Origin of the sequence: Trichocoleus sp. FACHB-40 (assembly GCF_014695915.1) — a bacterium.
GTDB classification, from domain to species: Bacteria; Cyanobacteriota; Cyanobacteriia; order Cyanobacteriales; family FACHB-T130; genus Funiculus; species Funiculus sociatus.
The window spans coordinates 1-12,828 of sequence record NZ_JACJPF010000052.1 but is presented as its reverse complement, the minus strand read 5'-3'; the positions used below and the strand labels follow the sequence as shown (position 1 = coordinate 12,828).

The following is a 12,828-nucleotide window of genomic DNA, read 5'->3' as shown; positions in this document are numbered from 1 at the left end:
GCGACTTTGCTGATGGTGTAGTCTCATCCGGTATAACTCAGTTGATTGATATTTGCTTCAGCTTTTCCCAAAACAAATTTCAGTTTGGGAATCTCTTCCACTCCTTCAAAAAATAACTCGCTTGTCATACTTAGCGAGATCGCATCCTTCAGAATACAAAGCGTGATCGCATTCTTACCAATAGAAAGCGCGATCGCATCTTCCCAATGCAAGGAGAGCGATCGCATCCTCCCCAACACAACAAGCGCGATCGTATTCTTCCTAATACCAAAGCGCGATCGCATCCTTCCCAACACAACAAGCGCGATCGCATTCTCCCAATACAAAGCGCGATCGCATTCTCCCAATACAAAGCGCGATCGCATTCTCCCAATACAAACCGTGATCGCATCCTCCCCAACACAACAAGCGCGATCGCATCCTTCCCAACCCACAACAGCGGGATCGCACTCTTCCCCAACACAAAGCGCGATCGCATTCTCCCAATACAAAGCGCGATCGTTTGATTCTAATTCTTTGACACTTTTAGATCGCAAACCCCAAAACAACATTTAAGCTAAAGCGAATCTGTTCCCAGTATTCTTCCTCTAGCACACCTACCAAACCCAAAACGCGACGATGATCGACAGCACGAATTTGCCCGACATCAATAAAACGGTCTTGGTCTAATCCATTAGAGGATGTTGCTTTGACATTTACAACGTAGGGGGCTTCTTTATTTCCCGGTCGAAACGGCATCACAATTGTTAGAAGTCCATACTGGTTCATGATGTCATTTTGCACAATCAAGCAAGCGCGGGTTTTTTGTGCTTCAGCCCCTACGGTTGGATCGAGTGTTACCCAACGGATTTCTCCCCGCCGATAAGTTAAATTACTCGCTGGCATTAATGCCATCCCCAGCTACACTATCCCAAGCTGAAATTGCAGCTTGGTACTCTGGATCTTTAGCATCCTGTTGGAGGGCGGTAATCATTTGTGCCTCCAGAATCCGGCGGCGGTGTTCTGCCAGCAAATCGTTAATATAGGCGCTGCGGTTGCCTTTTGCCTGCCGATCTACAAATCGCAGGATGTCATCTTCTAAAGAGATTGTGACTTTCTGCATAAGTATGAGTTTTGGGTATGGTAATTTCATCATACTTAAAATTGTCCCCGTTCATCTCAGGTACCGCGTGTGAAGCGAACAGAACAAACCAAGTAAAGCGCATCTTCTCCAGCACAAAGCGCGATCGCATCCTCCCCAATACTAAAGCGCGATCGCATCCTCCCCAACACAACAAGCGTGATCGCATTCTCCACTTCCACAACAAGCGCGATCGCATCCTCCCCAACACAACAAGCGCGATCGCCTCTTCTCCAGTCAGGTCTTGTAAAATGAGAAAATCTGATAACCATTACAGGTTAAAGCCGTGACACCAAGTTCACAAGACACGGACGTTGAGATCAGAGAATTTCCGATTCGTCTGCGGGAAGGGGGGGAAATTACCGTTCCCCAGCTGGTGCAAGATCACCTCAATTTGACCGAAGGAGATATGCTGACGCTGCTGCAAGTAGGCGATATAGTCTTGCTTACCCCCAAACAGCCCCAAGTTCCCCAACTAGCCGATAAATTCATAGCCATCATGGAAGATGAAGGCGTAGGCTTGGCTGAATTGCTAGAAGGATTACAAGCAGAACGCGAAGCAATCTGGCAAGAGCAACAGCAAGATGCGTAGAGTCTTTGCTGACTCAAGTATTTTAATTGCTGGAGCAGGGTCTCGCACTGGAGCCAGCCGTGCTGTGCTGACAATGGCTGAAATAGGATTATTTAAGCTGGTCATCTCCCAGCAAGTATTAGACGAGTGCTATCGCAACCTCCGCAAAAAATTACCCGCCGCTCAGCCAATTTTTGCACAACTTCTGGCTGCTACCGATCCTGAAATTCGACCTAACCCACCGTCAGAAGAATCGGCTCGATGGACAGCTATCATCGAAGCAAAAGATGCTCCAATTTTGGCTGCTGCTGTACTGGCAAATGTCGATCGTCTTTTGAGTTTAAACACCAAAGATTTTACCCAGGAAGTCGCTGTACACAGTGGGCTGATTATTCAGACTCCCGCCGATTTCATCAGAGAAATTCGCGCAATTGTAGAAAGGGGTTTGCAGTAGACTCTCTATTAAACCGGATGAAAGGACGCGATCGCATCCTCCCCAATACAAAGCGCGATCGCATCCTCCCCAATACCAAAGCGCGATCGCATCATCAAAGGTAATTGGTAAGGTAGCGATCACCGATGGTCGGTTAACCGGACTAGGTGAATCGCTAATTCTATGAGCAAAGTAATAGTAGGCACGAGTATATGAGGTAATAATGCAATCCACAGTTGAAGAACTAGCTACGCAACTGCCGCCATTAATTCCCCGCGAGATTCTTTTTGGCAACCCAGAAAGAACCAGTCCGCGACTCTCACCGGATGGCAAATATCTAGCGTACATTGCTCCGGACACTCAGAATGTCTTACAGGTATGGCTGCGGACAATTGGAGAAGAAGGCGATCGCCAGCTGACAGCTGACAAAAAGCGCGGTATCCGCATCTTCTTCTGGACTTACAACGCCGACCAGCTGATTTATATGCAAGACTCGGACGGCGACGAAAACTTCCACCTCTACTTGGTGAATATTCACTCCAATAGTGTCCGCGACTTAACGCCATTTCAAGGAGTGAAAGCGCAACCTGTGGATTTTGACCACAACTTCCCGGATCAGATTTTGGTGGGGATGAACCTGAAAGACCCCCAAAAGTTTGACGTTTATCGCGTCAATCTGAACAATGGTGCAGTTGAGTTGGATTCGGAGAACCCTGGTAACATAGTAAGCTGGACGGCTGATGCTGAGTTCCAGATCCGTGCAGCTACAGCCGCAACTCCCGATGGTGGTTCTGACCTCTTATTCCGGGAAACCACACAAGGCAGCTGGGACACTCTGCGTCACTGGGGGCCAGATGATGAGGGCGGCGCAGTCAGCTTTTCTGCTGATAACAAAACCCTTTATATTGAAGGCAGTCACGATGCCAATGCTGCGCGTTTGCTTGCCTTGGATTTGGCTACCCGCGAAGAAAAGGTGATTGCAGAAGATTCTGAATACGATGTTGGCGGGATAGTTATACACCCAACTACGCGAGTTATTCAGGCAGTTTCCTTCTATAAAGATAAACAAGAGTGGCGAGTGCTTGACGAAAGCATCGCTGCTGATTTTAAAGCGATCGCGCAAGTGCGTCCAGGTGAGTTCAGCATTTCCTCCCGCGACCTTGCAGACAAAAACTGGCTAGTCGCTTACCTCACCGACGATGGCCCTGTCTACTACTACGTCTATAACCGCGAAACCAAAACCAGCACATTCTTATTCAGCAACAAACCCAAACTTGAAGGGTTGCAACTTGCATCAATGCAACCTGTCTCCTTCGAGGCGCGAGACGGCTTGACTATCCACAGCTACCTGACGACACCTGTGGGGATATCTGCCCAAAACTTACCAACAGTGTTGCTTGTCCACGGTGGCCCTTGGGCGCGGGATACTTGGGGTTACGATCCGCAAGCGCAATGGTTGGCTAACCGGGGTTATGCGGTGCTGCAAGTCAACTTTCGCGGTTCGACTGGCTACGGCAAAGCTTTTGTCAATGCAGGTAATCGCGAATGGGCTGGTAAAATGCACGATGACTTGATTGATGCCGTTAATTGGCTGGTGCAACAAGGCATCTCCGACCCCCAAAAGGTTGCCATTATGGGCGGTTCCTACGGCGGTTACGCAACGCTGGTAGGATTGACTTTCACGCCGGATGTATTTGCCTGCGGTGTGGATATTGTTGGGCCGAGTAACCTAATTACGCTGATGCAAAGTATCCCGCCTTACTGGGAACCGCTGAAGGCGAATTTCTACCATCGCGTGGGTAACTTGGAGACGGAAGAGGAGTTTCTGAAGACGCGATCGCCTTTATTTTTCGTTGACCGCATCGAGAAGCCTTTACTAATTGGACAAGGTGCTAACGATCCGCGAGTTAAAGAAGCAGAAAGCGAACAAATTGTCAAGGCGATGCAACAAGCTGGTAAACCAGTAGAATACGCCCTCTACCCCGACGAAGGACACGGTTTCGCCCGTCCAGAAAATCGGTTACATTTTTATGCGATCGCTGAGGAATTCTTAGCTAAATACTTAGGCGGTCGTTGCGAACCGTTGGGAGACATTCCCGGTCATTCAGGTGTGCTAAATCCAAGTCAAAATTAAACGCAAAGGTTCGCTAAGGTAAACGCAAAGGAACGCTGAGAATTACTTGGCGTTCCTTTGCCTATTTCCGGCTGTCATACCAGGTATTTACTACTGAGATGATGTTATCTATTTCGTCGTCAGTTAATTTTTTAAACTTATTAGTGTGATTGAAGTGCAGCTTTGGATTTTGCTGACCTTCAATCACAGGCTCCAGAATCCATTTATAATAACTGCGATCGCTATCTAGAGTAAAAAAGAATAAACAGACTGGGAAAGGTAATTCAGCGAGGAAGTCAATTGACGTTTCATTAAGCTTAATCTCGATAATATCGTCATCCTGAATTGACTTTGGAGTAGAGGCTGTTGCTTTAAACTGGACTCCGAAGAGCCTACCAGTGTAAGCAGCACTTTTTCTGATTGTTACCAAAAAGTCCAAGCCATAATCTTCTTGATGTCTTGAAACAATCAGGTCATTTCGACGGGTTAAGTACATGAGTGTTAGAGATTCTGCCCGTTGTCCGATATACCAAGCTTGTTTTGTTGTCACGCTTCTATCTCCAATTTGAGTCGGAAAATTGTGAACTTAAACGGTTAGTATGGTATCTTCTCCAGAAATCGTTCACCTCGTTCCAGAGCAGTTCCCTATTCTGTGTGTTAATCGGAAACATTGTAGAGAGGCTTGACATAGAGCTGAGGCTTTCTCCATTTGCAGAAACTATATAACCTGTCTCTTTTATCTCATCAATACCAACTATATAAGTAGGGGCGGGATACGATGCTAAACCACATACACCCTCTTTCGGTACTTTAACCTTTAGCCGATTTAGTTTTTTTGTATAGCCTTCTCTTGTGGTTTTAACTTGGACGAAGAAGTACGGGACAACGGCTCCAGCCCCTACAAGTTCCACAATAAAATCAACATACTGCCATTTATCTCCTAAAAACTGCGGCTTGAAAATTGGGACAGAATTAGAGTGAAACGCAGTCGTTAAAACTATGAATATTGCTTCACCCCGTTGTCCAAGTGCGTCCCTCATCTATATTGCTATCCTAATTCAGCTTATAATTTTATCCCTATGCCACGGGGCAGGTAGCGCTGCCGACCTCACACAGTTTCTACAAAGTCGTGAACTATCTTCATTAGACAGTCAAGCGCCTTCTCGCAGCTTATCCGGCACGCCACGATCTTCTTGAGTAGAGGTGTCACCGGAGACTTTTTGACCGGAGGCAATATCTTGCAACAGTCGCCGCATAATTTTACCAAAGCGAGTTTTGGGTAAGCGTCGGTAAAGCGAATTTCTCGAAAAACTGTGTTTCCTTCAATAGGCATGACAGACAAATTTGTTGCCCTGAAGGGGAGCGCAACGAGTGGTATGTCAAACTTCATTACAAAAGACAAAGAAAAAGTGCATGGCTCGGAGGCTTTCTGATGAAATCCTGAGTTGTCGTCGTTGGAGGCGATCACGCAAATCGAAAGTTAGCCGTAAGCGATCGCCTTCTATTGATTACGCTCCTTCTCGGAGTTTGTCTGACACTCCACGCTCCTGTAATGTGGATGTGTCGCCGGATACTTCTTGACCAGAGGAAAGATTTCGCAACACTCGCCGCAGAATATTACCGGAGGGAGTTCTGGATAAGGCGTTGGTGAAGGAAAGTTCTCGCCTGACGAGTGATCGCGCTTAAATATAAAGTTTTATTTATTACCAAATTTCTTGAGGTTAAAATATTGCATAAACAAACAAACACGCGATCGCGCTTTCCCCCGTGCTGGCATTTTTATAGAGGAATCAGCTATGAACACCCAACGCTACACCCAGAAAAAAGCTTCTGCAAATTCCTCCACCACGCCAGCACCAACAGGACAGTTCGCGCCGCGTCCCTTTCCGGTTCAGACAAAAGCTGTCGAAGTAGCACCTTCAGAGCAAAATACACTAAATTCTCAAAGCAAAACTGACCAAGACAAACCCATAGGCTTCGATTTCGCCAAGATATCAATATCTGCTCTAGGCAAATCAACACCGTCAGTCATTCAACCGAAATTTGCCTTTGGCCGCACAAAACCGGATGTGCAACGTCACTCTGAGGAAGAAGACGAACTTCAGATGAAACCGGATGTGCAACGTCACTCTGAGGAAGAAGACGAACTTCAGATGAAACCGGATGTGCAACGCCACTCTGAGGAAGACGAACTTCAGATGAAACCGGATGTGCAACGCCACTCTGAGGAAGACGAACTTCAGATGAAACCCCAGGTGCAACGCCAGCCTGAGGAAGAAGACGAACTTCAGATGAAACCCCAGGTGCAACGCCAGCCTGAGGAAGAAGACGAACTTCAGATGAAACCGGATGTGCAACGCCACTCTGAGGAAGACGAACTTCAGATGAAACCGGATGTGCAACGCCACTCTGAGGAAGACGAACTTCAGATGAAACCCCAGGTGCAACGCCACTCTGAGGAAGACGAACTTCAGATGAAACCCCAGGTGCAACGCCACTCTGAGGAAGAAGACGAACTTCAGATGAAACCCCAGGTGCAACGATCTGGCAAAGGTGCCAGCTTCGATGCCAGCAGCGACCTGGAAAGTCGGATAAATAGTAATAAGGGAGGCGGTAGCCCGTTACCCGATGCAGTGCGCTCGTTCATGGAACCCCGCTTTGGTCATAGTTTTGCCCATGTGCGAGTGCATACAGACAATGCGGCAGTGCAAATGAATCGGGAGTTGCGCGCCCAAGCTTTTACTAACGGCAACCATATTTTCTATGGGCCCGATAAATCCCCCAGCCATTTAGAGTTGACAGCCCATGAACTAACCCACACAATTCAGCAGACGGGTGGGAGCAAACTGCAACGCCAAAGCGCCGACTGTCAATGTCAGTCTTGCACTTCAATTAATCCAATAATCCAGCGTCAAATCGCTTTCAAACAGACGGGCGGTACGCAGGATTTCTGGGGTTCTAAATTGACCAGTCTAGTGCAGCGTCAGGGAGAAACAACCGCTTGTAGCACAGGTTGTCAATGCTCTACGTGTAATAACGTTGCTCCAATTCAGCGTCAGGTAGAGGCAGGTTCTCATAGTTCTGGTTGCCAATGCTCTAGTTGCAATACCGCTATGCAGATTCAAACCAAGCTCACTGTCGGGGCTGTGGGAGATCAATACGAGCAGGAAGCAGATCGGGTAGCGGCTGAAGTGATGAAAATGCCAGAACCCAAGCCTCCTGAGTCTATTCAACGCCACGAAGAAGAGGAATTAACTCAAACTAAACCAGCCATCGAACGTCAAGTTGCTGTCCAACAATCTGCCGCTAACGTAATTCAACGCCACGCCGCTTACGAACACTATCTATTAGGACAAGTTGCACCCGATCAGTTAGCAGACCTATCCTATGTCCGCGATGTCCGCAAACAACAGCAACAAATAGAGCTTCAGTTGGCATTGATCGAAGGAGGAATGGTAGAAGGCTCCCAAAAGCAAATGAAAACCGCACGTGCAAAAGTCGCCAGTCTAGAAGCCGAAAAGACTAATGCCAAGCATACTATTGAGCAGGAAATGCAACGTCTGGTCGCCTACAAAGACAATCCCGAAGCAATGCCAGTAGGTGCGCCAGAGCCAGGAAAGGTGAAAAAAGGGACAGATGATAAATGGCAAGTTCCATATGTCATCCTACCCGTCAAAGGTGATGATTCGCAATCAAAACCAGGCGACTCCTCAATTGTTGTTTCCTACAGTGAAATTAACACTTTCCCAGACTTCTTCGGCAATCCAGAAACCATTGCCAACACGAATAAATCGAAAGTTCTCGCCTTGCTTCAGGGAGTGCGCCAGCAAAGCTATATTGAATTAGCTAACTTATACAAAGAGCTTTTTGACGAAGAAAAATCTGTATTGCATAATACGATCCTTCCTGATGGAGATTTTGAAGGTGCCGTGGGACCAAGAGGTCAAGCCGTAATTGGTAAGGCTTACGAAATTCGCACAGAGATGCAAGTTGATAAGGCAACCAAGAAGGAAAAAGGACAAGAAAGTCAAGGTTACTTCCCCGCATTAGAGCGTAATGCCTGTCACTTTGCACCTTATAGCTGGGATAGCTGGCAAAAGTATCATGAAACAGCGCTAGATTTGGCACAACAGTCCAATAAGTTCCAAATGTTGGCTGATGTTGACAAAATGAACTTAGATACACTTGGGCCAAACACAACAGATGAAGTAAAGGTCAAGCTGTACCAGCAAGGTGTTAAAGAGAATCAAGCGAAAGCCGACGACCTTTCTAACAAAGCTTTACTGCAAAATGCTTTTGGCGAACACTACCTGCAAGACTCATTCGCAGGCGGACACTTGATCGACAAAACTAAGATCATGCAGTGGTTTGTGGAATGGGTAAATAAAGATGGTAAAAATCTTGGCACAACGGATAATGCCAAAGCAGAATGGGCAATGGTTAGCACTATCGCTCAACAGGATCTAAAATCTAATCCGCAAGCACTTGATGACAAGATGCACAGAGGAGAACTTGGCAAAGTAGAAGATGCAACGAGTGAAGTAGGACTAGAAGCCAAGCCTGAAATTGTATTCATGATGTGGTGGCGAAATGCGGCATTGAACAACCAACAATTAAAACATCTAATACCTGATGAAGCCGCGCAACAATGTAGTCTAAATGGCGTCCATCAGAACGCTATAGAAGCCAAAAAACTGATGGATCAGTTGGTGCAACAGAATTTTGCAAAACTCAAAGTTGAAAGGTCAATTGGTAGTAAACTTACATTCGGTTTAGCTGGCAAGAATAAAACGGTTTATTCGTTAAATGAGTCGATGATCGATGTGCTAAAAACTGATAAAAAAGGTAAGGGTCAAGGGACTTATGAAGCACATCTAGCGAAGAGCATGATGCAAAGTGGAGAGAAGCGCGACTTCACAAAAGAAGCCCATGAATTTAACCTTGCTGCTTACAATAGCTTTTTGAGTAACGCCTACGTTGGCGGTGCTACGAAGTATTTCCACGACCACTACTGTAAGGAAGGGCTGGAAGTTATCACAGGTAAAGGCGACTCGATCGGCAGAATTTATGGCGACAGCAATATGCTTAACGCAGGCGCTCAAGAAGGCGTGAAGTATTCAGCGGAAACTTCCCAGTTGTCTAGAGAGGCGATCTTTAAAGCCATAAGTGGTGAAAAGGTCGAGGGAGACTATGAAACACAGGCGATTAGACAACGTTTCCCTGTCAAGGTTATCGATCCCAAGGGAGGACCGATGGATCTGGCTGACTGGAATAATTCTCTCAAAGCTGTGTTCGATAAAGGTGTGTTGAATCCAGCTTCAGATAATGGTGCCAGATTAGTTTACAAGGTTAAGGAAGGTGGCGGTATCTCGAAGGGTAATGCTTTGGATCTAAAGAAACTGACTAAGGAAGTAGAAGAACAAAATAAAGTTCAGCAGCACGGCGGGCCATTTTAGTTAAATCATGTCCGAAATTTTTGAGGCGGTAATCAACTTTTTCAAAGAAAATAACTGGCTCTTTTTTCAAATGGAACAAGAGCCAGCTTTGCAGATGAGTTTTCAGGGGGAAAATGGGCAATGGATGTGCTTTGTTAAAGTGCGCGAAGAACAGGAGCAATTGATTTTTTACTCAATAAGTCCGGTGAAGGTGCCAGAAAATAAACGATTGGTGATGGCAGAATTTCTGAGCAGAGCGAATTTTGGCTTGAGTATCGGTAACTTTGAATTAAACTTTGCTGATGGGCAAATTCGCTACAAAACTAGCATTGCTGCTAAGGGTAACGGTGTAAATTCAGCGTTAATCGGACAGTTGATTTTTGCCAATTTGCTGACAATGGATGAATATCTACCTGGGATTATGTCCATTATTTACACTGAGTTGTCGGCGCTGGAGGCGATCGCGCAAATCGAAAGTTAGCTGTAAGCGATCGCTTCCTATGGATTACGCTTCTTCTCGGAGTTTATCCAGTTCAGCGTTGCGCTACTCTACTATCCACTCATCCGCTGCAAAAGCGAATCGACTTGGTTAACTTCGTAAGGCTGACGCTGTTGTGTATATAGTTTTTTGGCTTTTTCTAGGGAAGCGATCGCATCTTCCCGCTTACCTTGTTGCCACAGCGCTTGTCCCAGATTTTTCAGCACATCAGCATAGTCAGGATTAATCGAAAGCGCTTGCTGATACTCTGCAATGGCTTCTTCCCATCGACCTTGGCTTGCTCTGATAATTCCAATAGCGTTATGAGCTACAGCATGACGAGGATTGAGGCGAATCGCTTGCTGATATATAATTATCGCTGCTTCGGCTTTGCCTTGACCATACAGTTCATTCCCTGACTGGTAATACTGACGTGCGTCTTTTGGGTGCATTTCTATGAGCTTGCCAAAGACTACCTCTGCCTCAGACAATTTGTTGGCACTATAGAGGTTACTCCATTGCTGCATGAGCTGCCGCACTTCTTCTGCCCGTTTTCGTGCTTGTTCCTCTCGCTGTCTTTGTCTCGCCTCTTGTTCCCGCCGCAACCTGGCACAATCTTGCTGTTCACTAGAAGTGCGTGGCCTATACATCCCTCCCATTGAGTCCATAAATGACTCGTGTTGGCTAGGTAGGATGTTGTTACCAGTTCGGCAGGGTCTTGGACGACGGTTATCATTAATCTTGCCCTTGAAGACAGGAGGTTTAGAGAAAACTGATTGATCTATTATTAGATCGCCTGGTAATATCGGTTGAGCCAACACTATAGGGGGGATAGCAATTCCCGCAAGGATGCCTAGACTGATGCAGGTAAGCGGTTGAATAAATGCTGGCTTCAAGTGGCTTTTTAGCTTCATAAAAATCTATGCCAAAATAGTCCACCTTAAAGATAGTTGAATTGTCAAGTAGGCAATGTCTACCAACACTTTTTTTAACGTAAAGGTACGCAGTACCTTTGCGTTAAAAAAATTACGCTTATTCTCGGAGTTTATCCAATACGCCACGCTCCTCTAGCGTAGAGGTGTCGCCGGAGACTTCTTGACCAGCAGCGAGATTTCGTAATAATCGCCGCATAATCTTACCCGAAGGAGTTTTGGGTAAGGAATCGGTGAAGCGAATTTCTCGCCTGACGGGCGATCGCGCTCCTTAAATTCTAATTCAGCGTTGCGCTACTCTACTATCCACTCATCCGCTGCAAAAGCGAATCGACTTGGTTAACATCGTAAGGCTGACGCTGTTGTGTATATAGTTTTTTGGCTTTTTCTAGGGAAGCGATCGCATCTTCCCGCTTACCTTGTTGCCACAGCGCTTGTCCCAGATTTTTCAGCGCATCAGCATAGTCAGGATTAATCGAAAGCGCCTGCTGATATTCTGCAATGGCTTCTTCCCATCGACCTTGGGTTGCTCTGACAACTCCAATAGCGTTATGAGCTACAGCATGACGAGGATTGAGGCGAATGGCTTGCTGATATATAATTATCGCTGCTTCGGCTTTGCCTTGACCATACAGTTCTTTCCCTGAGTGGTAATACTGACGAGCGTCATTTGGGTGCATTTCTATGAGCTTGCTAAAGACTACCTCTGCCTCAGACAATTTGTTGGCACTGTAGAGGTTACTCCATTGCTGCATGAGCTGCCGCACTTCTTCTGCTCGTTTTTCTGCTCGTTCTCGTGCTTGTTCTTCTCGCTGTCTTTGTCTCGCCTCTTGTTCCTGCCGCAATCTTTCACAATCTTGCTGTTCTAGATCCGTGCGCGGTCTGTATCGGCGCTCTCGCTCTCCCCCTCCTCCTATCTTTATAACTAGCTTGATGTCGTCACCAGTTCGGCAGGGTCTTGGAGGACGGTTATCAATAGTCCCGTCCTTGAAGACAGGAGGGTGAGGGTTAGAGAAAACTGATTGATCTATTGTTGTATCGCCTGGTAATATCGGTTCAGCCAACACTATAGGGGATATGCCGATTCCCGCAAGGACGCCTAGACTAATGCAGGTAAGCTGTTGAATAAATGCTGGCTTCAAGTGGCTTTTTAGCTTCATAAAAATCTATGCCAAAATAGTCCACCTTAAAGATAGTTTAATTGTCAAGTAGGTAATGTCTACCAACACTTTTTTTAACGCAAAGGTACGCAGTAAGGGCAGGTTTAAAACCCGCCCTTACCCCAAAGGTTCGCCAAGGAAATTCTCGGCGAAACTCTGCGTTTACCCTGGCGTACCTTTGCGTAAAAAAAATTACGCTTCTTCTCGGAGTTTATCCAACACGCCACGATCCTCTAGGGTAGAGGTGTCGCCGGAGACTTCTTGACCAGAAGCGAGATTTCGCAACAAGCGCCGCATAATCTTACCGGAGCGAGTTTTGGGCAACGAGTCGGTGAAGCGAATTTCTCCGGGACGAGAGATTGAATTGATACGATAGGAAAGTTACCCAGAAAAGCTCTAAAGCTGAAAATACCATAGTTGATCGTGAGATTTTTCCACTTTAGGAACCGTCTACTTGTGTTTTTTGGACTATCTTAACGTGAGTTCGGGTTAAGCAGGCAAGGCAGCATCGTTGATCAGGGAGGGCTTCTTGGGCTGGTGGCAGTACGCAATTAAGCCAGCTATCAAATTGACCGCAAAGTTGACA

15 protein-coding genes and 1 pseudogene are annotated in these 12,828 nt (G+C 46.4%); 6 read left to right on the top strand and 10 right to left on the bottom strand.

The window, feature by feature from the left end:
• Window positions 1-23: 23 nt before the first annotated feature.
• The 4 genes from H6F63_RS11265 to H6F63_RS11250 are packed head-to-tail and all read right to left on the bottom strand — an operon-like array spanning window position 24 to window position 1,392.
• Entirely contained in the window at window positions 24-551 is a 528-nt protein-coding gene (locus H6F63_RS11265; RefSeq protein WP_190637379.1) for a hypothetical protein, read from the bottom strand.
• The gene (locus H6F63_RS11260; protein ID WP_190415303.1) at window positions 526-885 is read right to left on the bottom strand and encodes a type II toxin-antitoxin system PemK/MazF family toxin; all 360 of its coding nucleotides are present in this window, start codon (window positions 883-885) and stop codon (window positions 526-528) included. The genes H6F63_RS11265 and H6F63_RS11260 overlap by 26 nt, the downstream gene beginning before the upstream one ends.
• Window positions 872-1,102: a CopG family transcriptional regulator gene (locus tag H6F63_RS11255; protein ID WP_190425874.1), complete on the bottom strand. Its 231-nt coding sequence runs from the start codon at window positions 1,100-1,102 to the stop codon at window positions 872-874. The genes H6F63_RS11260 and H6F63_RS11255 overlap by 14 nt, the downstream gene beginning before the upstream one ends.
• 56 nt (window positions 1,103-1,158) lie before the next feature.
• The gene (locus H6F63_RS11250; protein WP_190637377.1) at window positions 1,159-1,392 is read right to left on the bottom strand and encodes a hypothetical protein; all 234 of its coding nucleotides are present in this window, start codon (window positions 1,390-1,392) and stop codon (window positions 1,159-1,161) included.
• Between the two features lie 14 nt (window positions 1,393-1,406).
• Between H6F63_RS11250 and H6F63_RS11245 the strand changes: the two genes are divergently transcribed.
• From H6F63_RS11245 to H6F63_RS11235, 3 genes are all read left to right on the top strand, one after another.
• Complete coding sequence (locus H6F63_RS11245) at window positions 1,407-1,712, top strand: hypothetical protein (protein ID WP_199297956.1); 306 nt, start codon at window positions 1,407-1,409, stop codon at window positions 1,710-1,712.
• Window positions 1,705-2,145, top strand: coding sequence for a PIN domain-containing protein (locus H6F63_RS11240; RefSeq protein WP_190637375.1), 441 nt, complete (start codon window positions 1,705-1,707; stop codon window positions 2,143-2,145). Before H6F63_RS11245 ends, H6F63_RS11240 begins: the two co-directional genes overlap by 8 nt.
• Before the next feature lie 202 nt (window positions 2,146-2,347).
• The gene (locus H6F63_RS11235) at window positions 2,348-4,258 is read left to right on the top strand and encodes a S9 family peptidase (protein WP_190637373.1); all 1,911 of its coding nucleotides are present in this window, start codon (window positions 2,348-2,350) and stop codon (window positions 4,256-4,258) included.
• 61 nt (window positions 4,259-4,319) lie between these two features.
• On the opposite strand, the gene H6F63_RS11230 is transcribed toward H6F63_RS11235, so the two are convergent.
• The gene (locus H6F63_RS11230) at window positions 4,320-4,787 is read right to left on the bottom strand and encodes a DUF4365 domain-containing protein (RefSeq protein WP_190637371.1); all 468 of its coding nucleotides are present in this window, start codon (window positions 4,785-4,787) and stop codon (window positions 4,320-4,322) included.
• Between the two features lie 4 nt (window positions 4,788-4,791).
• Window positions 4,792-5,277, bottom strand: coding sequence for a DUF4365 domain-containing protein (locus tag H6F63_RS11225; RefSeq protein WP_190637369.1), 486 nt, complete (start codon window positions 5,275-5,277; stop codon window positions 4,792-4,794).
• Between the two features lie 373 nt (window positions 5,278-5,650).
• Here H6F63_RS11225 and H6F63_RS11220 point away from each other — a divergent pair, with 373 nt between their 5' ends.
• The 3 genes from H6F63_RS11220 (at window position 5,651) to H6F63_RS11210 (ending at window position 10,153) form a co-directional block, all read left to right on the top strand.
• Window positions 5,651-5,818 carry a hypothetical protein gene (locus H6F63_RS11220; RefSeq protein WP_190637367.1) on the top strand — a complete coding sequence of 56 codons (168 nt, stop codon included), beginning with the start codon at window positions 5,651-5,653 and terminating at the stop codon, window positions 5,816-5,818.
• A gap of 215 nt (window positions 5,819-6,033) precedes the next feature.
• Window positions 6,034-9,693 carry a DUF4157 domain-containing protein gene (locus H6F63_RS11215; RefSeq protein WP_190637365.1) on the top strand — a complete coding sequence of 1,220 codons (3,660 nt, stop codon included), beginning with the start codon at window positions 6,034-6,036 and terminating at the stop codon, window positions 9,691-9,693.
• Window positions 9,694-9,700: 7 nt separating this feature from the next.
• Window positions 9,701-10,153 (top strand): YbjN domain-containing protein, encoded by a 453-nt coding sequence (locus H6F63_RS11210; RefSeq protein WP_190637363.1) that lies wholly within the window; start codon window positions 9,701-9,703, stop codon window positions 10,151-10,153.
• A 71-nt stretch (window positions 10,154-10,224) separates the two neighbouring features.
• Here the strand turns inward: H6F63_RS11210 and H6F63_RS11205 are convergent, their stop codons facing one another.
• The 4 genes and pseudogenes from H6F63_RS11205 to H6F63_RS30955 form a co-directional block, all read right to left on the bottom strand.
• Window positions 10,225-11,064: a tetratricopeptide repeat protein gene (locus H6F63_RS11205; protein WP_190637361.1), complete on the bottom strand. Its 840-nt coding sequence runs from the start codon at window positions 11,062-11,064 to the stop codon at window positions 10,225-10,227.
• 320 nt (window positions 11,065-11,384) lie between these two features.
• The gene (locus H6F63_RS11200) at window positions 11,385-12,242 is read right to left on the bottom strand and encodes a tetratricopeptide repeat protein (RefSeq protein ID WP_190637359.1); all 858 of its coding nucleotides are present in this window, start codon (window positions 12,240-12,242) and stop codon (window positions 11,385-11,387) included.
• Window positions 12,243-12,434: 192 nt separating this feature from the next.
• Window positions 12,435-12,566 carry a hypothetical protein gene (locus H6F63_RS30475; RefSeq protein ID WP_277876387.1) on the bottom strand — a complete coding sequence of 44 codons (132 nt, stop codon included), beginning with the start codon at window positions 12,564-12,566 and terminating at the stop codon, window positions 12,435-12,437.
• Between the two features lie 165 nt (window positions 12,567-12,731).
• Window positions 12,732-12,828: pseudogene (locus H6F63_RS30955) on the bottom strand (IS982 family transposase); the annotation flags it as partial.